This is a genomic window from Syntrophomonas wolfei subsp. methylbutyratica, from assembly GCF_001570625.1.
Classification (GTDB): domain Bacteria; phylum Bacillota; class Syntrophomonadia; order Syntrophomonadales; family Syntrophomonadaceae; genus Syntrophomonas; species Syntrophomonas methylbutyratica.
This window is the reverse complement of record NZ_BBQT01000014.1, coordinates 42,810-66,363: the sequence shown is the minus strand read 5'-3', so window position 1 is coordinate 66,363 and position 23,554 is coordinate 42,810. Positions and strand designations below refer to the sequence as shown.

Genomic DNA, 23,554 nt, shown 5'->3' with positions numbered 1-23,554 from the left:
AGGAATCATAAATAAACCTGGGGTATATTAATTTTAATGCTTTAAGAATTATCAACGGGGAGGATTTTTTTATATGAGAAAATCAATTGCATTGTTTTTAAGTATGCTTTTGTTAATCACTGTTTTTTGTGTTGGTTGCAATAAGCAAAGTGAAAAAACAGAACCCGATATTGCAATGAATAAAGTTACTGATGAATCTTTCAAAAGAACAATCACAGATGCTAATGACCAGGTAGTTGAAATTCCCCAAAACGTACGAAAAATAGCTATTACTTGCCATGGTGGTGCTACTCATGAGTTAGTAGTTCTGGGGGCAGAAGATATGATAGTTGCTCAACCAACAATGGAGAGATTTCCATTGCTCATGAAAATCAAGCCGCAATTTAATGGTGTAGTAGATGCTGGTTCCTTTGATAATGTCAATGTTGAAGAGTTGTTAAAACTAGAACCGGATGTGGTTTTTGCTTTCTGTGGCTCAGAAAAAGGTAATACAAAAATCAAAGAGGTTGGCATTCCGGTTGTAACAATGCTTTGTGGTAAGGCTAATATCCAGGCCTTAAAAAATGAGTTTTTGACCACAGGCATTATACTGGATAAAAACGATGAAGCAAAAAAGCTGGTTGCTTATTGGGACGAGAAACTAGGGTTAATCAATAACAGGCTATCCCGGATTTCCGAAGAACAAAGAAAAAAAGTCTATTATGCTGGTGGCCAATTATTAAAAACTGAAGGTGGACAATGGTGGATAAATGAACTGGTTACTAATGTAGGTGGAGTTCTGGTGTCAAAAGATATGGTGTCGAATGGAGTGTCAATGGAATGTTCAATAGAGCAACTCATAGGTTGGGATCCTGATGTCATTGTTTGTTCCAGAGAAACTGGAAAGTCAGGTTTGGCTGAAGAAATTAAAAAGGATCCCCGCTTAAAAGATTTGACTGCAATTAAAAACAACGCCGTATATGATTATCCGCTGGGTGCGTTTTGGTGGAACAGGCCATCACCAGAAGCTCCGTTGGGATTTATATGGCTTGCAAAAACATTGTATCCAGAAGAAACCAGGGATATTGACCTTAAAGCAGAGACCAAGAAGTTTTATAAGGAATTCTATAAGTACGAATTGAGTGATAAGGAATATGAATCGTTTTTTTAGTTATACGATGGTTAAATTAAAATCCTAAATGAATCATTGTCATCAGAAGCAAGTCACTTAAGACAAGGAGGGATAAAAAATGGTCACTCTTAACGGTGTGGAAAGAAGTGGAAGTATGGTGAGGGGCTATGTTAGATATCAGGGTTTTGAGCTCTGATTCGTGTTGCTAAAAAATGAGCAAAATTTAGGGAGGTATTATTGTGAAGATCAGATGCGGTTTTTCGGAAGGGTATTATAAAAAATGGTCGAAGATATTTCTCTTACTCATCAATGTATAAGGATTATTGCATTTGTTAGCAAGTTTTTGGGGAGGAGAATTGCATGAAAAAGAAACGATTTGGTTTGTTGTTAGTGATGGTGTTCTTTTTAGCCCTCAGTGTTATGTTTATAGCAGGCTGCGGCAAGGAAAAAGCGGCGGATATGCCTGATGCTACCCGGAAAATTGTCGACATGGCAGGCCGGGAGGTAACCCTTCCGCTAGAAATTAATCGTATTGTTACGCTAGGTCCTGTCCCTGTAATAAATAGCTTAATTTTTACAGTGGGTGAGGGGGATAAAATTGTTAATGGTCTTCCCGAATTTGCCCGCAATGAACGTTATAAGTATCAGCATAAGTTTGCTCCCAATATAACCAATCAACCCATGCTGCAAATGAGCACGGGCAAGCCTAATGTAGAAGAACTGTTAAAACTAAAGCCGGATGTTGTTTTTACAATGAGTACTAAAAAGGCATGGGATGAACAGACCGCCAAAGTATTGACCGAAGCAGGGCTATCAACGGTATATTTAGTTTGGACCAATCCCGAAGAAGTTAAACAGGCCATAAACCTGGTGGGACAGGCGTTAAATCAGGAAAAATGTGCCAGGGAGTATAATAAATATTTTGACGATACTGTTGTCCGTATAAATGATGTTGTCAAATCGATTCCCAGGAATGAACAACCTCGGGTATTGCATTGTAATACTCAGAATATGACTGCTCCGCATGCTATTAGCGATTGGTGGATAAAACAAGCAGGAGGAATCAGTGTTACTGAAGATTTTCGTAAAGAAACTCACGTTGCTGAAAACATTGAGTTATCAGTAGAACAGTTGCTTAAGTGGAACCCCCAGGTAATTATTGTGGGTTCCCCTGAACAAGTGGATTCGTTATTTAATGACACCCGGTTCAAAGATATAAGTGCCGTCAAAAACAGGCGGGTTTTTGCTTCACCCATGGGTGCACAAGAATGGTGTTATCGTACTTCCGAGCAGCCATTGATGCTTCTCTGGGCTGCTAAAACCTTTCACCCGGAGGTATTTAAAGACCTGAATCTGGAAGAAGAATTAATTCAATTTTACAAACACTTTTTCAACTATTCTATGAGCGTAGAAGAGGCTCAAGAAATCCTGGGTGGCGGTCCCAAGGTTGACACGGGAAAGAAAGAGTAAAAGGAATCCGAGCAGGCGATAGCCGGAGTATTCTATCGCAACAACATCAGTAATTTGGTTTTTTAACCAGGTTTCCGATAAGAAAGCAACTTCCCGAAGAGTCTGCCTGACCTGTGGGAGGCGGCGAAAACTCTGCACCCGGGACTGTTCTCGAACATTGATATTAGAAATGTCTGAAGAATTTAATTACAGGGAGAAAAATTCTGTATTTAAGGAGGTTTCATATGTTTTCGCAAAATAAGAATACTTTCAAGTTAATTGCCCTGGGACTGATAATGGTTTTGACGTTGGCTCTCGTGGGTGGCTGCAGTAAAGCTGCGGGAGATAAGAGTGAACAGGCCATGCAGCAAAAAAATGAACCACCGGCTCAAGTAAACATTCAGGATATGGCAGGTCGTACTGTAGCTATACCAGGTGAAGTCAAAAGCATATTAGCGTTACACCCCATTCCTACCTATATGCTATGGCAACTAGCCCCCGACAAGATGGTGAGTAAGGACAAGGTGTTTGATGGCAGGTATCTGGCAGCAGAAAGCGTCAAGGCTTATCCAGATACAGAGATAGATAAACTAAAAAAACTGCCGGTTACCGGCGTGTTTTTTAAGGGAACCAGTCCTGAACAGATTTTGCAACTGAACCCGGATGTGATTATTACCTTGACCAAAGATCCCCAAATTGACAAACTGGCCGGCCAGGTAAACCTTCCCGTAATAGCAGTTTCCAAAGATACTCTGGCTGATTACGAGGAGTCTATGCGCCTGTTGGGCAAAATTGTGGGCAATGAAGCTCAGGCAAATAAGCTTGCTGATTGGTGGCGCGACAACATACGCACAATGTCCCAGGAAACGGGGAAAATACCGCAAGATGAAAAGCCAAGGGTATATTTTACCGGTGCCAGTGATATATTAACCACCCCGGGAGAATCAACCATAATGGCTTCCATTCTCAAGTTAGCCGGCGGGAATAATGTGGCTACAGAGCTAAGCGGAAAGCCCACCGATGAAAGTATTCCTCTATCCATGGAACAAATCTTGAAATGGGATCCGCAGGTTATTATTACCTGGAAACAAACTACTAAAGATCAAATTATGAATGGAGCCGAGTGGAAAAATGTAAGCGCTGTTAAAAACGGGAGGGTATATGTTCAGCCCCGCTATGCCAATATGGACGGTATTACTGCATTGGTAGGAATGATTTGGGCTCATGGCAAGCTATACCACGACAATGATGCTAACTATGACAAGCTGTTTGAAGATAAGATGATTGAATTTTATTCCCTTTTCCACAATAACCTGATTAAACCTGAACAGATTGTGGAGGTGGCAGAATAAAGTGGCACGGTTTGAGCGTATTTTGGAAAAGAGTAAAAATGAGGCTATTAATGAGGAAGAAGCCTGGTATATTTTCAAGGAAACCGAGCAAGAAGAAAAAGCAACAGAGCTTTTGCAAACAGCCAGGTTTGTCCGGGAGAAAGTCATGGGGAACACCTTTAAATGGAGCGGTGGCATCGCTAGAGTACTTCGCTGCAATCTCAAACCTCTTTGTCAATACTGCCCTTACTGGCGGAAAAAAGGAGATGAACCCCTGGGCATTGAAGAGATCCTCAAGGGTGTGGATTATATTGCCAGGCATGGCCTCCAGGAATTTCACCTTAGCGGAGGCACCACATTAAGAAGCGACGGTTCTGATGTCCTTGAAATCGTTACCGCCATAAGAGCTGCCGGCTATAATGATATGGAGCTCGATATCAACTGCGGTGCCGCCATGTCCTTTGATACCCTTAAAGAACTGAAACAACTGGGAGTAAAACTCGTCAGATCCGTCTTCGAAACCATCAACCCCCAGGTATTCAATAAAGTGAAGCCTGGCGATGACCTGGAGGAAAAGAAAAAATTCGCCCGTTTAATAGGCGAGGCAGGCCTGGGGTTGGGAACAGGTATAATGGCCGGATTGAGTCCCAATGAGACTAAATACCAGGACTATGTAGATTTTATTTTCCACATTAAACACTACGAACACCTGAAAAGTGTCTATGTGTCGAAATTTTTCCCCTTTAATGGTATCCCCATGAAGGATCATCCCAGTTGTTCCGACTGGGAGGCAGCCCGGCTCATAGCTGTTATGCGTCTTGTATTGAGGGACAAGGATATCGGGTGGGCAGCGGGATGGGGGCGAGATAATTACCCCGCACCTTTAATGGCTGGTGCTGGCAACAGGGTTGGAGGTATACATATCAACCGCACCCCACATTACCATGTTTACCAAAATGAAGAGTACCTTTATGAAGATAATATGGAATTCCATAATCACATGGAATCCACGAGCAAAAAGCTTAAAGAATTAGGTATAGAAATTACTTTGTAAAAAATAAAGGAGAATATGGAAATAAAATTATAAAATTCACAACCTGAGCTATGGCTAATGATGTGGTGGAAATAAATCCAGGCGTAAAACATTAATTAAAACCATGGCTATATGGTTGATTTGCCTGAACCTGAAGAAATTTTTATGAGGAGGGATTTTTAATGAGAAAGTCAATGGCACTACTTTTGATTATGTTTTTCTTAACCACTGTTTTTTGTACCGGTTGCGGGCAGCAGTCTGCAACCCCTGCACCCGAAGCAGTACCTGCTGAAAAAACCATCACCGACATGGCGGGCAATACGGTAGTTGTACCGGCAAATCCTGAGAGGATTGCGTTTCACTGGGCTAATCAATATGAGATAATGATGATCCTCGGTGCAGCGGATGACATAGTTGCAATACACCCTAATGTTAAAAAATTTGTATGGCTGGTAAAGTATAAGCCAGAAGTGTTGAATCTCCCCACACCATTTGCCGACCCGGTAAATTTCGAAGAATTGCTTAAGACAGATCCGGATCTGGTTTTTGAGTTCGAACACTGCACTGACACAATTGAAAAATGCAAGGAGATCGGGTTAACGGTAGCAGTGTTGTCAAAGGCTAAGTCCATAAAGAACATCCGGGAGAATATAATGTTTATTGGTCAGACGCTAGGGAATGAACATTATGAAAAGGCAAAAAAATATGACACATATTTCAGTGAAAAACTTAAGATGGTCAATTCGATAATCGCAGGCATACCCGATGGCCAGAAACCTACCGTGGCCTGTATCATTACGGATGCTTCTCTTAGAGTTGGCGGTACAGATACTATTATGGACGAATGGATAGATATTGCAGGAGGAAAGAACATCGCCCATGAGATTCCGGGATATAAAGTTGTTGATAACGAGCAACTATTGAAGTGGAACCCTGATGTGATAATAACCCCATCAAACAGAGCCAAAAATCTTATAGTAAATAGCCCTGTGTTCAAGGAGTTAACTGCAGTAAAAAATGATCGAGTCTACGTCAACCCTCACGGTTTTTTTGACTGGCAATACCCATCGGCAGAAGAAGCGCTACAGATACAATGGGCAGCGAAAACTCTGCATCCTGACCTGTTCCCGAACATTGATATGAGAAAAGAGGTAAAGTATTACCATCAGCAATTCCTGGGATTTAGCCTTAGCGAAGAAGAAATAGATACAATACTATTTCCGGAAATATATGAGGCAACATAGGATTTGTTTTTTCAGGTATTTGAACACTTTTTGTGCTTTGGCATAGGGAAAGGAATGGATGTTTCATGGATGAGCAGAGCATCATTAACTGGGATGCTTTGTGGAAAGCAGCCCAGCGTAATTATAGGAATATCAGGCCCAACCAGTGGGATTCTATGGCACCCGCACTTAAACGATGGATGTCCAATGATGAATACTTCAGGCAATTTATGGCCAATATACGCTTGTGTCCCGAATGGACCGTACTTGATGTTGGCTGTGGTCCCGGTGATATAACTATATGGGCGGCAAAAAGGTCAAAGCACGTAACAGCGCTTGATTTTTCCTCTGAAATGCTGCGCCTGCTCAAAGAGACTGCTACCAAAGAATGCTTGACTAATATCGATTGTATACAGTGCTCTTGGGAGGACGATAGACTCGATAGTGAACTGGATAAGCATGATGTAGTAATCGCATCCCGTTCTCTTGCTACGATGGCCAATCTAAAAGAAGGATTGGCTCGAATAGACGATAAGACTAAGCGTTATGCATATGTAACCATGGGGGCAGGGTTCTCCAGCCCACTCAAAAAAATGGTATATAAAGTTATGGGCAAGGAAATTTCCGATCCCCCGGGTTACATATATGCATATAACCTGCTATATCAGATGGGTATTCGTGCAAATGTGAAATTCATTGAGGGACGTTCCAGGTATATCGATCTGAATGATGCACTTGAACAATGCCGCTGGATTGCCGAAGACCTCAGACCATCTGAAGAGAAAGAAATTGCCGGACTCCTGAATGATTGCTTAATAAAACGGCAGGACGGCATCCTGGAGTTTCCTTATAATGACATATGCTGGGCGCTGATGTGGTGGGAAAAATTTTAGGTGTTCTATATAGATATAGACTTTGCCTCCTGAATCCTAAAGTTATATCGGCACATTAAATAGACTAGTTCAAGGTAAATATTATGATGCTGTTTTTCCGGCTAGAGTGTGGGCAACAGCATTACTACCCCGCGCGATCTGGAAAATAATGAGGATGTGCTAAGATCTATCTCAGCGTCAAGGCGGTCATGAAAATATAGGATTTTGCGTAAAATCGCCCTAAGAGGAAGGGTTTACGGTATGCTGGATAACTGAAATATAGCAAGCAATTATTTGTCTTTGTCAGGCTGCTCCATATTACGGATATATGCAGTATTCTTGCCAGCACCAGTCTTCAGGATATATCCCTCTCTTAACAACGATGCCAGAGTTATCTCAACAGTTGATGTGCTGATGTCCGGACATTTTTCCAGAATCATGCGTTTTGACAGTTTTTGCAGGGTGTTGTCAAACAAAACGCGGATACGTTCAGGCTTGGATAGACTGCGATTTTGCATCAATTCTACACGGGAAGAAAACTCTTTATAGGCGCTTAATATAACCTCCAGGCAGTACTTAACAAATGGAAAGTAATCGTTTCCTCCCTCATACCAGCCGCTTGAGCTCTCCAGTAATACTTCATAGTAGGTTTCTTTTGTCTTTTCAACAATCATCTCAATACTAATATATTTGCCCACTACGTAACCTGAACGGTACAAGAGAAGCAATGTCAGCAAGCGGCTCATTCGCCCATTTCCATCATTAAAGGGGTGAATACAAAGAAAATCCAAAATGAACATGGGTATGAGCAGTAACGGATCATATTTTTCGGCATTGATTGCTTCAATAAAGGTGCTGGTCAGCCGGTTAACCGCCTCGGGAGTTTCAAATGCTGATAAAGGCTGAAAGCGAACCTTGCTGCGGCCGCTGGAATCTATTTCAGAGATAATATTATCTGAGTTTTTAAATTTGCCGCCGCTGGAGACCGGGCTGAACTGGTAGAGGTCTCTGTGCAAGTGAAGAATTACATTTGTACGCGGTACCACATAGTCATAGCTTTCGTGGATCGTGCTCAGAACCTCTCTATAACCTGCAATTTCTCGCTCGGAGCGGTTACGCGGCTCCGCCTTGAACTTTACCAGAGCATCCAACCGATCATCGGAAGTATAAATACCTTCGATTCTATTAGAAGCTCCAGTGCTTTGGATAATCGCTATTTCAAGCATCGCCTCCAGTACATCAGGCTTTGCTTCGATAAACAATTCTTGTTTTCCTTTATATTCATGAATTGCAGATACCAGATTCATCAATTCATGGTTCATTAGTTCATTGGGAACGGCCGTATAATCAAACTCTCTCAACGACTTGCCTCCCTTCTGCACAAAAGCTCGTGGTTCTGCACAATATTACTGCTAAAATATGCAGAAGTCAAGCGATATAGGTCAGATTAGAAGGTTTTCTTTTTGCACAATTCATTATAATTCTGCATTATTATATATAGATTTTGTGCAGAAACAAGAAAAGAAACATCCCTGATTCTCTGTATGCCACAGTCTCCACAATTAAAGAGATAGTGCAGATATGGGAAACCTTTTGCTAAGTATTACAGCAGGTATTATCTCAGGGGTAATAGTTGCAAGGTGGCATCAGCACACTGGTGCTTATTTATTCATGCATTGAAATGAGGATTTTAAATATGTGAATTTATAATCGCTAAAAGGGTTGACTAAGATAAATCTGGTTCTGATAATATAATGTCGGTCCTCCGACACAACATAAAACTAATACCTGCGATAATTTCTGTGGTTGCAACACTTACTGAAAAACCAGACATTTGCCAGAAAAAGAAAATCGCGCCAACCGCGCGGTTACTTAAACTTAATAATGGTCGGGGCGACAGGATTTGAACCTGCGGCCTTCTGATCCCAAATCAGACGCGCTACCAAGCTGCGCCACGCCCCGAACTTCTTCATGATATCATCTATGAGGGATAGCTGTCAATTGGGGTTGAAGGCTCTGAAGACTCTAGGGCTCGACATCATTGATAGCCAGATCATAAGCCTTCTGCAGGGCATGATGGGTATATGGTCCTACAATACCATCAGCTATAAGTTGATTATCCCTTTGGAATGCAGTTACCGCGGCTTCGGTTTTAGGGCCGAATTTGCCATCGGGTTTGGCCCGGTAGTATCCCAGTGTTCTCAGTATCCTCTGCACCTCTTTCACATCACTGCCTTCATCACCCCTCGAAAGAACCCGTCCCGTATTGGCTTTCCCGAATATATTAACCGGTGTACCCAGGGGAGTCCGGTCATAAAGCTCAATTACATCAGCATTATACATGCGCACACAGCCGTGGCTGGCAGCTTTGCCAATAGAACTGGGGCGGTTGGTTCCATGGATGCCATATCCTCCCCAGGGAACACTGAGTCTCATCCAGCGAGCACCAAAAGCTCCTCCGGGATTGACAGTTTTTTGGACTATGGTCCAATTTCCCAGTGGGGTAGGAGTTTGCGGCTTACCCACCGCTACCGGATAGGTTTTCTTGAAGCTGCCAGAGGTGTAGGTAAGCTTTCTTTTTACCACATCTATACTGATGCGGGGTTGCTCCCAGGTCTGGCCCTCTCGCTTGCTTTGCAGCCGGATTGAGGAACCGGCTTCCAGCTGAAGCCAGGTATTGGGATCAACAATGCCATCAACTACGAGACCCCGGCTGGCTTGAAAGGCTTTTAGCGCGGCTTCGCTTTGCTCTCCGAATATCCCATCTTCCGCTCCGGGATTATATCCTAACTCCTTTAGTCTCTTCTGCATTAAATGAATGTCAGGTCCGGACATCCGTATTTTTTCTAACCGTAAAAATCTGCTGGCATATACCATATTCCTCATGCTCCTTATATGCTTGCTTAATATCATAATATTTATCTTTTTGGGATATGTTCCGGATAGCTTAAAACGAGCCAGGCATAAATTGGGATTTTAGCAATTTAAATTATTGCTCAAAAAAAGCAGATAAAAATTTACAGAAGCTGGAAGGAATTCTAAAACAAATGTGGAATAAGTTGGAAAGAAGATATGAAAGCTAATGAATATGAAGGGAATTTCTTTCATGATGTTTTGTACCTTAAGAAAGGAATGGTAAATATGAAGGAAAGTATGGAAACAAATATTAACGAAAATACTGATTCATCAATTACTTCATTATCCGAGCAGGCGGCGGAAAAAATCTTGAAACATGATATTACCGGGGCTTATGAAATCCTGGTAGAGGCGATAAAAGCAGATGTCGAAAACATTGAGATATTGAATCTTGTAGCCCGCTGTTATTTCCTCTGGGGTGATTTTGAAAGAGCGGAGCTTTGTTGGAAAAAAGTTTTAGAGTTGGATACGGCCAATCCGGAAGCTTCTTTGTCCCTGGAGGATTTGCAAGACCCACCCTTTCAATTCTGGTTAAAGCGCTATTATGAAGCCTTGAATCAGGTGGAAAACCGGAATTATGAGGCGGCTAGAAATTCTCTGTGGGAACTGTTACAGGAAAAAGACTGTTTTGTGGGGATTTACCAACTTTTGGGTTTGTGTTACCTGGCGGAAGCAGATCGCTATTCGGCGCGGAGAGTATGGAGCAAAGGATTGGGCTGGGATTCATCCAATCAACCTTTGTTAAATTACTTGAATATTTATGAAGAAGAGTCTTCACAGATAGTAGAATTGGAAGAAGCGAGTGAAAAATGGATTCACTGGCCGGCTTTACCCCGAATAAGACTGGCCTGGTTGCTTTCCGGGGTGTTGTGTACGGTCTTGCTGGTACAGGGAGTTAGTTATTTAGTCGGTCAGCGAGATAATGATGAAAAGCAATCCAGTAAGAATAAACAAGAAGTGGAGTATTTCCAGCAAAAAATTGAGAAGGGGAACAAGGCTCAGATGGTTTTATCAGAAAAGCCGGCGGTTCGCTTTTTACCGGAAGAGATTAATAGCAGAGGTGAGGAAAACAGCATGGCGGGGGCTGATTACGATCTGGAACAGGAAAAATGGTATTACTCCGAGGGTTATCAGGCATATTTAGCCGGTGATTTTAAGAAATCTGCCAGCAACCTGGGTATGGTGGTTTCTATGCAATCGAAGACTTATCTCCATCGTGAAGCCTTGTATTATCTGGCCCGGGTTTATTATATCAATTCCGACTTTAAAAATGCGGAAAAATACTTCCTGGATTATACCAGGGATTTTCCTTCCACCAATTATTATGATGAAAGCCTCTTTTATCTGGCTTGCATCTATTACTTTGACCAGCAAGAAGATAAAGCCCGGGAGAAATTGGAGAAACTGTGCGAAGCAGTCCCGGATAGCGGATATCTAACCAGCAAAATGGCGCTTACTTTGTTGGGAGCTCAATAAATGCAAGGTGTAAGGGGCTAGCGGGAGAAGATAAAACGGGGGGTGATGTTCCAGGGTAGAGGACATCCCCCTCATTTTTTCGTATAATTTACATAACATTACTTAGTCTAAAAGAATTATTTTTGATATCATAGTAAATAATAACACTTGACTCTGCTTAGAATACCTGATGCTTGATAACTTTAAGGATTAACCCCGGTGCTTTTGGTTTACGAGGGCTTTAGAAAGGGGAAATGAAAGATGGCTAATAATGGAGATTATCGGGAGCCCGATTGGACAAAGAATCGCGGAGACAGGCTTAATGCGCCGGCAATTTTACTTTTTATTATAATTGGAGCTTTTTCAATCTACGCCTATATTATTATGCAGCAAATCTGGCTTACGGTAATTTTGGGCATAGCGGCCATACTTGCAGCCTGGTCGCTCAAGGTAGCCCGGGAGTGGGATCGGGTGGTTGTCTTAAGGCTGGGTAAATTTCGTAGAATGGCCGGACCGGGTCTTTTTTTCATAATTCCTATCATTGATGAAGCTCCCATCTGGATTGATATGCGGATTAGAACCACCTTTTTTGCAGCGGAGAAAACTTTGACCAAGGACAATGTTCCGGTAAATGTGGATGCGGTAATGTTCTGGGTGGTGGATGACCCTATGAAGGCGGCCCTGGAGGTGGAGGAGTACCAGAAAGCGGTTTTTTGGGCGGCTCAGACCACCCTGCGGGATATGATTGGAAAAACTGAGCTATATGCTATGCTGGCCGGAAGAGAACATATAGATGAAGAGTTAAAAGTTATGATCGATGCTCGTACCCATTCCTGGGGAGTCTCCGTTCGTTCGGTGGAAATTAGGGATGTCATGATACCGGATGAACTGCAGGATGCCATGTCACGAGAAGCCCAGGCAGAGAGAGAACGCCGGGCTCGGGTTATATTGGGAACTGCAGAATTGGAAATAGCCGACAAGTTTGCCCAGGCCGCCACCAGATATCATAACAATCCGGAAGCGTTCAGTTTAAGAGCGATGAATATCCTTTATGAAGGAATAAAGGAAAAGGCTTCTCTGGTTATTGTTCCCAGCAATATGGTGCATTCCTTGAATCCTGGTTCTATTCTGGGTTATGTAAGTAAAATGGAGGATAAGGAAAATGGCGATTAAAAGAAATTTGATATTATTAATTACATCAGCTCTTTTACTTGGCGTACTTGGTGGCTGCGGTGGGCAAGTAGCTCAATACCCGCAGAGGAGTCCCGACTTGCCGCCTCCTGCTGATAAACAGATGTCAGCTTTAGATGAAGTTATTACCGACCCCAATATAAAAAAAGATACAAACCTGGCGCATGATGAGAATATCCAGGAATTGAAGCACCTGAAATATGGGGTTAGGCCGGGGGAGGGTAGTGAGCTTTCCTCCCCGGATTCCAAAGATTCTTCAGAGCCGGGGGCAGCTCCGCTGCGGAAACCTCGCGCTAGCTACAGAGAGGAACCATATACCCGGGTTAATATTCAATTGCTTACGGTGGAGGAATTGGATGCTGTAGTAGAGGAATTGATAAAGCAGGATTATCTACAACAGAAGCCGGCTACTGAAGAAGAGCTTGGTAATGCCTTGAGCCGGTTTCAGAGCGATCACAATCTGACTCCGACAGGCCAGGTAGATGCTGCAACCCTGGAATTAATAAAGGGTAAATAGACAAACTTGACTTATGCTTGTGGAATTAATTATTTTTTAGGTATAAAAAAAGTCTTGGAAGTTACTAAAGCGGTAGAATATCACCTGTCTCAGGCGAGGAATGCGGGTTTTAATCTCATCTTTCGCTTCATTATTATACCTCGGCAACAGCCGGGGTCTTGTGTTTTAAGTTAAATTAGGGTAAATTCTTAAGAGGATTATTCAGGAAACAAAAAACACCAATAATATAGGTCAGGTGCAGTATTCGTAAAATACAGCAACAAGCCAGGCTAAATTAATGAAAGGGTTAGGAGGAGCATAAATGACCGCAAAATTAGAGAAGATAGAAAACAGCGAGGCCTACATTGAAATAGAGGTTAGTGCCGAGCAGGTTGAGGAAGGGCTACAGTACGCTTATCGCAAAGTAGTCAAACAGGTTGCTATTCCTGGTTTTCGTAAAGGAAAAGCACCCAGAGAGCTCTTGGAACTCCAATTTGGCAAGGAAGTGCTTTTCCAGGACGCTCTGGAATATATTGTTCCAGAAGCCTATGAAAAGGCCCTGGAGGAATTAAACATCAAGCCTATAGCCCAGCCGGAATTTGACATCAATGACCCGGAATCAGGCCAACCCTTTAAGTTCAATGCTCGTGTACCGGTCAAGCCGGAAGTCAAGTTAGGGGAAATAGAGGGCATAGAGGTTGAAATACCTGATTTTCAGGTAAAAGAAGAGGATGTTATTCAGAGACTTGAAGATATGCGTCGGCATTATGCTCAAGTAGCAGAAAAAATAGAAGAACCGGCTGCTATGGGAGATAAGTTGAACATTGATTTTGAAGGTTTTATTGATGGTGAAGCATTTGCCGGGGGCAGGGGAGAAGACTATTCTCTGGAGTTGGGTTCCAATACTTTTATTCCTGGTTTTGAAGAACAATTAGTAGGGTTGAAGGCCGGGGAAAGCAAGGATGTGCTGGTTACTTTCCCGGAATCGTATCATGCCGAGGATCTAGCGGGCAAAGAGGCTGTTTTCCAGGTTAGCGTTAAAAGAATTGAAACGACTGAAGCCAGGGAACTTAATGATGAGTTTGCCCAAGAAGTTAGCCAGTTTAATACTATTGATGAGTTGCGCCAGGATATTAGGAAGAACCTGGAGGAGATGGCGGAAAGCCGCCGTAAAGAGAGTATTAAAACCGAGCTAATGGAAAAGGCCCTGGAAAACTGTGATATTCCTGTCCCCGATGCGGTTATTAATATGCAGGTGGAACGGATGTTGCAAGATTTTGAGCAAAGAATGGCTTATCAGGGCTTGACTCTGGAGCAGTATTTCCAGTTTACCAACAGCAATCGGGAGGACTTCAGCCAGAAAATATGGCCGGAAGCTGAGAAATCAGTGAAAGGTGATTTTATGCTGGAAAAACTGGCTGAGGAAAAGGGGATGGAGGTCAGTGAAGAAGAACTGAATGAACACATTATGAAACTGGCCGATAGCTTTGGAATGGAAGTAGACAAGATAAAGGAAGAACTGGGCGATGCCATCGAGAACATCAGGACCGGGTTAAAAATAGATAAAGCGATTGACTTCCTTATCGACAAGGCTGTAATTAAGGAAGCAGCAGAGATAGCCACAGCGGCAGCTGAATAACTCGCAAAGTGACAAGTTTAATTAAGAATTAAAATTCAAGGGGTGATTATTTATGTCATATCTGGTACCTATGGTAGTGGAACAAACTAATCGAGGGGAAAGGTCTTACGATATTTATTCGCGTCTGCTTAAAGACCGGATAATATTCTTGGGTAGTGGTATTGACGATACTGTAGCCAATCTGGTAATTGCCCAACTTCTATTCTTGGAAGCGGAAGACCCGGACAAGGACATTTCGTTGTATATCAACAGCCCGGGCGGTTCGATAACGGCAGGGATGGCCATATATGACACTCTGCAATATATCCGCCCTGATGTCTCCACCATTTGTGTAGGTTTGGCTGCCAGTATGGGAGCATTCCTCCTGGCGGCAGGAAAAAAAGGCAAGAGATATGCCCTCCCCAATGCGGAAATCATGATTCACCAACCGGCAGGGGGAACCCAGGGACAAGCCACTGATATCGAAATCCATGCCCGGCGTATAATGAATATGAAAGAATCTTTAAATAAAATATTGGCTGAAAGAACCGGCCAGCCCCTGGAGCGAATCCAAAAGGATACCGATCGCGATTATTTTATGACTGCCCAGGAGGCCAAAGAATATGGTATTATAGATGAAGTAATAAGCCATCCGAAGAAGACCAGCAAGAAATAACTTTTGGCCAAAGAGAGGTGGATTTATGCACAGATACGGGGATGAAAAAGGGCAATTGAAGTGTTCATTCTGTGGCAAGACTCAGGACCAGGTTAAGAAACTTGTTGCTGGACCGGGTGTGTATATTTGTGACGAGTGCATAGAGTTGTGTAATGAGATAATTGAAGAAGAGTTGGCAGATGACCTGGGTTTTGAACTCGGGGATATTCCCAAACCACAAGATATTCGCGAGATTCTCGATGATTATGTTATCGGTCAGGATCGGGCCAAAAAGTCTCTGGCTGTCGCTGTTTATAATCATTATAAAAGAATAAACTTGGGGATGAAACTGGATGATGTGGAACTTCAGAAGAGCAATATAATGATGCTGGGGCCGACCGGTAGTGGCAAGACCTTGCTGGCCCAGACTTTGGCCCGGATATTGAATGTTCCCTTTGCCATTGCTGATGCCACCTCCCTAACCGAAGCCGGTTATGTGGGCGAAGATGTAGAAAACATCCTCTTAAAGCTTATTCAATCCGCTGATTACGATATTGAAAAAGCAGAAAAGGGAATAATCTACATTGATGAAATCGATAAAATCGCGCGTAAGACAGATAATCCCAGTATTACCCGGGATGTATCGGGCGAAGGGGTGCAGCAGGCCCTTTTAAAGATTCTGGAAGGAACTGTAGCCAGTGTCCCTCCGCAGGGAGGGCGAAAACACCCCCATCAGGAGTTTATTCAGATAGACACCAGTAATATTCTCTTTATTTGTGGGGGAGCTTTCGAAGGTATAGACAAGATAATTGAGAACCGGATAGGACAAAAGGTCATGGGTTTTGGTGCTGACATCAAGAGCCGGGAAGAGAAAAAAATCGGGGAAATCCTGAATATGATTCTTCCCCAGGATTTATTGAAATACGGCCTTATTCCTGAATTCGTAGGAAGAGTGCCCATTATTGTCACCCTGGAGGCATTGGATATTGATGCCTTGATAAGCATTCTCACCGAGCCCAAGAATGCCCTGGTCAAACAGTATAAAAAATTGTTTGAACTGGATGGGGTGGATCTCGAATTTAAGGAAGATGCCCTGCAGGCTATTGCTGATGAAGCCCTGCGCCGGAATACCGGGGCCCGAGGTTTAAGGGCAATAATTGAAGATATTATGCTGGAAGTAATGTATGAGATTCCTTCTCGCCTGGATGTTACTAAAGTGGCCATTACCCGGGATGTAATTGAAAAGAAGGAGCAACCTCTGCTGGTTACTATGGAAGCGCGGCGAAAAGTTAACTAGTCTGTGGTAGGTTCTATAATAAAGGTTTTGCAGTAAAAGCAATATTATCTTGTGGAAAAGGTAGCGAAAGCTACCTTTTTTTACTGAGTTTTTTTCTAATCCCAAACTGGAGCTCAGGGAATAATACAAAAAGCAGAAAGGAAAGGAAAAAACTCATGAATGAATTTTTTGCCCAATATAGCGGTATCCTCTATTTGATACAGTTGTTCTTTGCGATAGTTATTGGCTTATATTTTTGGAATCTCTTGAAGAACCAACAGAGCCATAAAACAGTAATGGTAAAGGAATCGGAAAAAGAGAGTTCCAGGTTAAGACAGATGCGTAACATAAAACTTAGCGAGCCTTTGTCCAGTTTGACCCGTCCTGCTCAGATGGATGATATTATCGGACAAAAGGAAGCAGTCTCCATTCTTCGTTCCGCTCTTTGCGGGCCGAATCCGCAGCATGTTATAATATTTGGGCCTCCTGGGGTAGGTAAAACTGCGGCTGCACGGCTGGTATTGGAAGAGGCTAAAAAAAACCCCCTGTCTCCATTTGGAAAAGATGCCAACTTTGTAGAAGTTGATGCCACTATAAGCCGTTTTGATGAAAGAAACATAGCTGATCCATTGATTGGTTCAGTGCACGATCCCATATATCAGGGGGCTGGAGCTCTGGGTTCAGCCGGCATTCCCCAACCCAAGCCGGGAGCCTGTACCCGAGCCCATGGGGGCATTCTTTTTATAGATGAAATAGGCGAATTACATCCCTTACAGATGAATAAATTGCTAAAAGTTTTAGAAGATAGAAAAGTTATGTTGGAGAGTGCTTATTATACAGAATGCAACCGGACTATCCCGGTATATATTCATGAAATATTTAACCATGGGCTGCCCGCTGATTTTCGCCTGGTGGGTGCTACCACACGCTCACCGGATGAATTATCGCCTGCTTTGCGTTCACGCTGTCTGGAAATCTTTTTTAATCCCCTTGCCAAAGAAGATATAGAACGGATAACCCTTAATGCCGCACAAAAAATCAATTTTCCCCTGGAGACTGCAGCTTTGGAGGAAATAAGCCGCTATGCCGGTAATGGAAGGGAAGCGGTTAATATGGTTCAACTCTCGGCGGGAATAGCCCAGGTGGAAAAAGAAAGCAAAATAAGCCTCTCTATCGTGGAAAAAGTTTTAAACAATGGCCGATTTTCACCGCGCCGGGAAATCAAGATAAAGGAAGAAGCAATGGTAGGGGTAGTTAATGGACTGGCCGTGTTTGGCGCCAATATGGGCACTTTACTGGAGATAGAGGCGGCTGCTTTACCTGTGGCCAAAGGCCAGGGAAACTGGACGGTTACCGGGGTGGTAGATGAAGAACAAGTTGGAGGACAGGAAAGACAATTCCGGCGTAAGAGCATGGCCCGAGGAGCGGTTGAAAATGTCCTTACTGTTTTGAGGTCTATTTATGATTTGGAAATTGGAGATTACAATATCCATCTCAATTTCCCCGGGGGTATTCCCGTAGATGGACCTTCGGCGGGTATAAGTATGGCCACTGCCATCTATTCGAGTATCACCGGTAAAGTAGTAGACAATCTTTTAGCTATGACCGGGGAAATTTCTGTCTATGGCAAAGTTAAGCCGGTGGGAGGAGTTATAGCTAAAATTGAGGCTGCCCGCAGGGCTGGTGTGCAAAAGGTTATTATTCCGGCAGAAAACTGGCTTAATATTTTTGATGATTTTCCCGATTTAAAAGTAATTCCGGTTCGAGATTTGGATGAGGTCTTTACCTGGGCATTTCTTGAGCAGGAAGTATTTCCCGCTACTACAGATAAACCGTTGCCAACGATTAATGAGCCCGGTCTTGGCGTTTCAACTTGATGATTGCTAGTAAAGCGGCAACTGCCTGGAAATCGATTACAGGCGTTATTGCACTGAATTAACACATATAGTAGAATAGATGTGCCTGGGAGGTGTTTATTTATGCCAACAGAAGAACATCAAACATATAGAGAACTACCTATGCTGCCTCTCCGCGGGGTATTGGTTTTCCCCTATACCGTCATTCATTTGGATGTAGGGCGAAAGAAGTCCATAAATGCCATAGAAGACGCTATGCTGGGTTCCAAGGAGATATTTTTAGCAACACAGAAGGAAGCTCAAACCGATGAGCCGGACGAAGAAGACATTTATGAAGTAGGTACGGTTGCTGAAATAAGACAAATATTAAAAATGCCGGGTGGAACCATGCGGGTTCTGGTTGAAGGCTTATTCCGAGCGGAAATTAATGCATATCTCACTAATGAGCCTTATATGAAAGTGCGGGTAGAAGAATTAAAGGATAAAAAGCTTAAAAGCCCTGAGTTGGAAGCTCTCATGAGAAACCTGGTGGGTCAATTTGAACAATATGTTAGGATGAGCAAAAAGATTCCTCCAGAAACCGTGGTTTCAGTAGTAGCTATTGAAGAAGGGGGAAGACTGGCTGATGTAATTGCATCCCATCTTAATCTGAGAATAAACGAAAAACAGCGTATACTGGAATTGAGCGATGTTAATAAGCGATTGAATTATCTTTGCGAACTGCTGGCCAAGGAAATGGAAGTTTTGGAATTGGAAAGGAAAATCAATATCCGGGTTCGCAAGCAGATGGAAAAGACGCAAAAAGAATATTATTTGCGGGAACAGATTAAGGCTATCCAAAAGGAATTAGGGGAAAAAGACGAGCGCAGCAGTGAAGTTGAAGAATTCAGAGAACGGATCAAGAAAGCCAATATGCCCAAAGATGCTGAGGAAAAGGCCTTTAAGGAGTTGGAAAGGCTGGAAAAAATGCCGCCGATGGTGGCCGAAGCCGTGGTGGTGCGCAACTACCTGGATTGGATTTTGTCTTTACCCTGGTCCTTCGAAACCCGTGATCGTTTGGATTTAAAAGCAGCTGAAGCTATACTGGAGGAAGACCATTACGGTTTGGAAAAACCGAAAGAAAGGATTCTGGAGTATTTGGCTATTCGTAAACTGGCCAAAAAAATGAAAGGCCCTATTCTCTGTCTGGTTGGTCCTCCTGGCGTAGGAAAGACCTCTCTGGGCAAGTCGGTAGCCCGCTCACTGGGGCGAAAATTTATCCGTATGTCCCTGGGAGGCATCCGGGATGAGGCCGAAATAAGAGGACATCGCCGGACCTATGTGGGCTCTATGCCAGGCCGCATATTGCAGGGTATGAAAACAGCGGGTTCCAAAAATCCCGTCTTTCTCCTGGATGAAATCGATAAGATGACTATGGACTTTCGTGGAGATCCGGCTTCGGCTCTTCTAGAAGTTTTAGACCCCGAACAGAACTATATTTTTAGTGATCATTATCTGGAAATCCCTTTTGATTTGTCCAAGGTAATGTTTATTACTACGGCCAATTCAGTTTTCAATATCCCTCGTCCTTTACTGGACCGGATGGAAATAATAGAAATAACAGGTTACACCGAGGAAGACAAAGTACACATCGCCACTGATTATTTGGTACCAAAACAAATAAAAGAGCACGGTCTAAAGGAAAGTAATATATCATTTTCCGAAGGAACCCTGCGCAGGATTATTCGCGAATATACCCGGGAGGCCGGAGTCAGAAGCCTGGAAAGGCAAATTGCATCTATATGCCGTAAGGTTGCTCGCCAGGTGGTGGAAGATAAAGATACCTTTGTTCATGTTGCCTCTAACAGTTTAAATCGCTTTTTAGGAGCAGGCAGATACCGTTACGGATTAGCGGAAAGTGAAAACCAGGTAGGGGTAGCAACTGGTTTGGCCTGGACGGAGAGTGGGGGCGACATATTATCTATTGAAGTTGCTCTGCTGAAGGGCAAGGGAAACTTGACCCTGACCGGCAAGCTGGGTGAAGTAATGAAGGAATCAGCTCAGGCAGCTTTAACCTATGTTCGTTCTAAAGCAGATGAGCTGGGAATAAGTGATGAAGTTCGCGATAAATATGATGTACACATCCATATTCCCGAAGGGGCCATCCCCAAGGATGGGCCATCCGCCGGAATAACTTTGGCTACGGCTCTGGCTTCAGCTATGTCTGGCCTACCGGTCAGAAGTGATGTGGCTATGACCGGTGAAATAACCCTGCGGGGCAGAATCCTGCCTATTGGCGGATTAAAAGAAAAAATCCTGGCGGCTCATAGAGCGGGAATTGCCAAGGTGCTTTTGCCGGTGGAAAATAAAAAAGATCTGGCTGAAATACCGGCTCCGGTTAAGAGAAAAATTAAGCTGGTTCTGGTCAGTCATATGGATGAAGTATTGGAGGAAACCCTGCTCAGGTTGGAGCCTATTCAGCCAGGTGAAGACTTTCCCGGCGTATTGCTAAATCCTGAACTGGTAGGGGAGAACCTGAACCAGGACAGGGTAGAGCCCGAAGCCAATAAAGATCTATGTTAAACGGAGGACGGAAGGCGGAAGGCGGAGGACGGAAACCGCAGAACGAAGCAACACATGGGGACAACACAAAAGGGTGGCAAAAGGATTGTCCCCTTGCCCCCCTGGCGGGTTATAAAATAAAAAAGGCGGAATTAGAGGGAATTTATGTAGATATTAATCAATTGCCGGCGGGCAATATCCCGGAAATTGCCCTGGCCGGCCGATCTAATGTCGGTAAATCTTCATTGATCAATAAAATCTGCAACCGTAAAAACCTGGCCAAGTCCAGTTCAACTCCCGGCAAAACCCGCACGATTAATTATTATTTAATTAACGATCAGTGGTTTATGGTGGATTTACCGGGATATGGTTATGCCCGGGTTTCCCAGAAAGAAAAAGCCCGCTGGAAGAAAATGGTTGAGGCTTATATTGGTAAACGGGAACAGCTTCGGGGTGTGATTCAATTACTGGATATTCGGCATGAACCCGGAGAAAATGATATTTTAATGAAGGACTGGCTGTTACATTTGCAGATACCGCTACTGATAGTGGCGACCAAAGCCGACAAGCTTTCCCGAGGGGCCAGAATGAAACAGATAGCGATAATCCGTAAAACCCTGGATTTACCCGAAATGCCTTTGGTATTTTCCGCCCAGAGCGGAGATGGGGTAGAGGAATTAACAGCCGCTCTGGCTGAGCTTCTATAGTGACCTCAAAATAAAAGAACCTCCCTTTAGAGGGTGCGTCTTAGGGATTTTTAATCCCTGAAAAATATCGGCATAGTTTGGTATGTATTTACCGGCTATGCCGATTTTTCTTGTTCTGTGGTGGATGTAGAAACCGATGGGTCAAACTCGCCAATGCAGTTATATACGATTTTGATACGCTGTACCCGTCTGCCATCAATGCGCGCTGCTTTGTAAACCTCTATTTTATCAACAAACTCCCGGATAATCTCTGCTGTGAGTTCTTTTATGTCAGTGTACTTCCGTACCAAAGCCAGGAAATGGTCTACACCCAGTGCACTTTCCTTGTCTGAAGTCATAGCGGATTTCAATTCAGCCACTCGGCTTTTTAGGGTATGTTGCTCAGCTTCGTAGTTAGCGGTCATCTTGGCAAAACGCTCATCGGAAATCTTACCCTCGATATTGTCCTCATAAAGCCTTTGGATAATATCATCCAGCTTGTTGATGCGAGTCTGTGACTGCTCTAGTTCTCGTTTGCCGTCACGTATACTCCTATCAAGGTCTATCCTTGTTTTCTTGGTCACCATCTCCACAAATTCATCCTCTTGCTCTCTGGCAAAGGCCGTTACCCGGCGAATGCCATCAAGGAGCAGTTCGTCAACGACCACATTGCGTATCTGGTGAGAACTGCAGCCGCCTTTAATCTTACGGTAGGTAGCGCACACGAAATGTTCTTTGTCATGCTCCCAACCGCGATGGCGAACTTGGTATAACTTAGCTCCACAATCAGCGCAAAAGAGCATACCTGAGAGGATTGGCATTTCGCCCATCGGTGTAATCCTACGTCTGCCTTCGCGGATTTTCTGGACTACCTCGAACACAGGCTCCTCGATGATCGCTTCGTGTGTATTCTCGAAAATCTGCCACTCTGAAGGGTCATTCTTCATTTGCTTTTTTTGCTTATAGGACTTGCGGTAGGTCTTGAAATTCACCGTATGCCCTAAATACTCCTGCCTTGAAAGCATATGAACGATTGTGCTTCCTCGCCAGATGTAATCATCGTCATGACCTCTGTTATCAGGGATGTTAATTCCGCTTGCCTTTGCATGAGCTGTGGGATTCATTATGTGGCGTTCGCTAAATTCTTTAGCTATCTGTGTAGGACCATAACCTTGCATACACAGGCGAAATGCCTCCTTGACCACTTTGGCAGCATCTTCATCAACTATCCAGTGCAGCTTATCTTCCGGGTCTTTGATGTAGCCGTAAGGGGGATTAGTGCAGAGCGGCTTACCGGACTGACCTTTTGACTTAAAGACGGAGCGGATTTTCTTGCTCGTGTCCTTGGCATACCATTCGTTGATGATGTTAAGGAACGGTGTAAAATCGCTGTCCTGCTGATTGGAACTGTCCACATTGTTGTTTATGGCAATGAAGCGTATGTCAGAGCCGGGGAAAAGCACTTCGGTGTAATAACCTACTTTGAGGTAGTCTCTACCGAGACGGCTCATGTCCTTTACAATGATTGTACCAATGTTGCCTTCTTCCACTTGGGACAAAAGCCGCTGCCAATCGGGGCGATCAAAGTTTGTGCCGCTGTACCCATCATCAACAAAGAATTCTGTGTTAGTAAAGCCGTTGTCATCAGCGTACTTTTGTAAAATGGTCTTCTGGTTTTTAATGCTGTTGCTGTCACCTTGCGACTCGTCATCGCGAGAGAGGCGGCAATAGAGAGCGGTGATTTTATTATCCTTCACAGTATTGTTAGACTGTCTATTATTCATGTTTTTCCTCCTTTCCGACAGTCTTCAAGCGGTACTCTATATTCCCGTACTACTGTGAAGA

At 43.6% G+C, this 23,554-nt stretch carries 18 protein-coding genes and 1 tRNA gene; 15 read left to right on the top strand and 4 right to left on the bottom strand.

Features of this window, described 5'->3' with window-relative positions:
- Positions 1–73 precede the first annotated feature (73 nt).
- From AWB54_RS10580 to AWB54_RS10555, 6 genes are all read left to right on the top strand, one after another.
- Positions 74–1,150 (top strand): ABC transporter substrate-binding protein, encoded by a 1,077-nt coding sequence (locus AWB54_RS10580; protein ID WP_061214572.1) that lies wholly within the window; start codon positions 74–76, stop codon positions 1,148–1,150.
- Between the two features lie 321 nt (positions 1,151–1,471).
- Entirely contained in the window at positions 1,472–2,581 is a 1,110-nt protein-coding gene (locus AWB54_RS10575; RefSeq protein ID WP_061214571.1) for an ABC transporter substrate-binding protein, read from the top strand.
- A 224-nt stretch (positions 2,582–2,805) separates the two neighbouring features.
- On the top strand, positions 2,806–3,912 hold the full coding sequence (locus AWB54_RS10570) for an ABC transporter substrate-binding protein (protein WP_061214570.1): 1,107 nt from the start codon (positions 2,806–2,808) through the stop codon (positions 3,910–3,912).
- A gap of 1 nt (position 3,913) precedes the next feature.
- Positions 3,914–4,945: a biotin synthase BioB gene (locus tag AWB54_RS10565; protein WP_061214569.1), complete on the top strand. Its 1,032-nt coding sequence runs from the start codon at positions 3,914–3,916 to the stop codon at positions 4,943–4,945.
- 161 nt (positions 4,946–5,106) lie between these two features.
- Complete coding sequence (locus AWB54_RS10560) at positions 5,107–6,168, top strand: ABC transporter substrate-binding protein (RefSeq protein WP_061214568.1); 1,062 nt, start codon at positions 5,107–5,109, stop codon at positions 6,166–6,168.
- A 65-nt stretch (positions 6,169–6,233) separates the two neighbouring features.
- A complete protein-coding gene (locus AWB54_RS10555) occupies positions 6,234–7,040 on the top strand; it encodes a class I SAM-dependent methyltransferase (RefSeq protein ID WP_061214567.1) in 807 nt (268 codons plus the stop codon).
- A 269-nt stretch (positions 7,041–7,309) separates the two neighbouring features.
- Here AWB54_RS10555 and AWB54_RS10550 read toward each other — a convergent pair whose 3' ends face one another.
- The 3 genes from AWB54_RS10550 to AWB54_RS10540 all read right to left on the bottom strand — a co-directional run bounded on the left by AWB54_RS10550 (position 7,310) and on the right by AWB54_RS10540 (position 9,896).
- Positions 7,310–8,380 carry a Fic family protein gene (locus AWB54_RS10550; protein WP_061214566.1) on the bottom strand — a complete coding sequence of 357 codons (1,071 nt, stop codon included), beginning with the start codon at positions 8,378–8,380 and terminating at the stop codon, positions 7,310–7,312.
- A gap of 524 nt (positions 8,381–8,904) precedes the next feature.
- Positions 8,905–8,981, bottom strand: a tRNA-Pro gene (locus AWB54_RS10545).
- A gap of 63 nt (positions 8,982–9,044) precedes the next feature.
- The gene (locus AWB54_RS10540) at positions 9,045–9,896 is read right to left on the bottom strand and encodes a L,D-transpeptidase family protein (RefSeq protein WP_061214565.1); all 852 of its coding nucleotides are present in this window, start codon (positions 9,894–9,896) and stop codon (positions 9,045–9,047) included.
- Between the two features lie 195 nt (positions 9,897–10,091).
- Between AWB54_RS10540 and AWB54_RS10535 the strand changes: the two genes are divergently transcribed.
- The 9 genes from AWB54_RS10535 (at position 10,092) to yihA (ending at position 21,730) form a co-directional block, all read left to right on the top strand.
- The gene (locus AWB54_RS10535) at positions 10,092–11,411 is read left to right on the top strand and encodes a tetratricopeptide repeat protein (protein ID WP_061214564.1); all 1,320 of its coding nucleotides are present in this window, start codon (positions 10,092–10,094) and stop codon (positions 11,409–11,411) included.
- 240 nt (positions 11,412–11,651) lie between these two features.
- Positions 11,652–12,563, top strand: a complete 912-nt coding sequence (locus AWB54_RS10530) for an SPFH domain-containing protein (RefSeq protein WP_061214563.1) — start codon at positions 11,652–11,654, stop codon at positions 12,561–12,563.
- Complete coding sequence (locus tag AWB54_RS10525) at positions 12,553–13,098, top strand: peptidoglycan-binding domain-containing protein (RefSeq protein WP_061214562.1); 546 nt, start codon at positions 12,553–12,555, stop codon at positions 13,096–13,098. Before AWB54_RS10530 ends, AWB54_RS10525 begins: the two co-directional genes overlap by 11 nt.
- Before the next feature lie 301 nt (positions 13,099–13,399).
- On the top strand, positions 13,400–14,716 hold the full coding sequence (gene tig / locus AWB54_RS10520) for a trigger factor (RefSeq protein ID WP_061214561.1): 1,317 nt from the start codon (positions 13,400–13,402) through the stop codon (positions 14,714–14,716).
- Positions 14,717–14,768: 52 nt separating this feature from the next.
- The gene (gene clpP, locus AWB54_RS10515; protein ID WP_011641052.1) at positions 14,769–15,371 is read left to right on the top strand and encodes an ATP-dependent Clp endopeptidase proteolytic subunit ClpP; all 603 of its coding nucleotides are present in this window, start codon (positions 14,769–14,771) and stop codon (positions 15,369–15,371) included.
- Between the two features lie 25 nt (positions 15,372–15,396).
- Positions 15,397–16,647, top strand: a complete 1,251-nt coding sequence (clpX, locus tag AWB54_RS10510; RefSeq protein ID WP_061214560.1) for an ATP-dependent protease ATP-binding subunit ClpX — start codon at positions 15,397–15,399, stop codon at positions 16,645–16,647.
- A 155-nt stretch (positions 16,648–16,802) separates the two neighbouring features.
- Positions 16,803–18,503 (top strand): ATP-dependent protease LonB, encoded by a 1,701-nt coding sequence (lonB, locus tag AWB54_RS10505; protein WP_061214559.1) that lies wholly within the window; start codon positions 16,803–16,805, stop codon positions 18,501–18,503.
- A gap of 102 nt (positions 18,504–18,605) precedes the next feature.
- A complete protein-coding gene (lon, locus tag AWB54_RS10500; protein WP_061214558.1) occupies positions 18,606–21,044 on the top strand; it encodes an endopeptidase La in 2,439 nt (812 codons plus the stop codon).
- On the top strand, positions 21,038–21,730 hold the full coding sequence (gene yihA, locus AWB54_RS10495; RefSeq protein WP_235811159.1) for a ribosome biogenesis GTP-binding protein YihA/YsxC: 693 nt from the start codon (positions 21,038–21,040) through the stop codon (positions 21,728–21,730). Before lon ends, yihA begins: the two co-directional genes overlap by 7 nt.
- Before the next feature lie 95 nt (positions 21,731–21,825).
- Here the strand turns inward: yihA and AWB54_RS10490 are convergent, their stop codons facing one another.
- A complete protein-coding gene (locus AWB54_RS10490; RefSeq protein ID WP_061214557.1) occupies positions 21,826–23,493 on the bottom strand; it encodes a recombinase family protein in 1,668 nt (555 codons plus the stop codon).
- Positions 23,494–23,554: the final 61 nt, after the last annotated feature.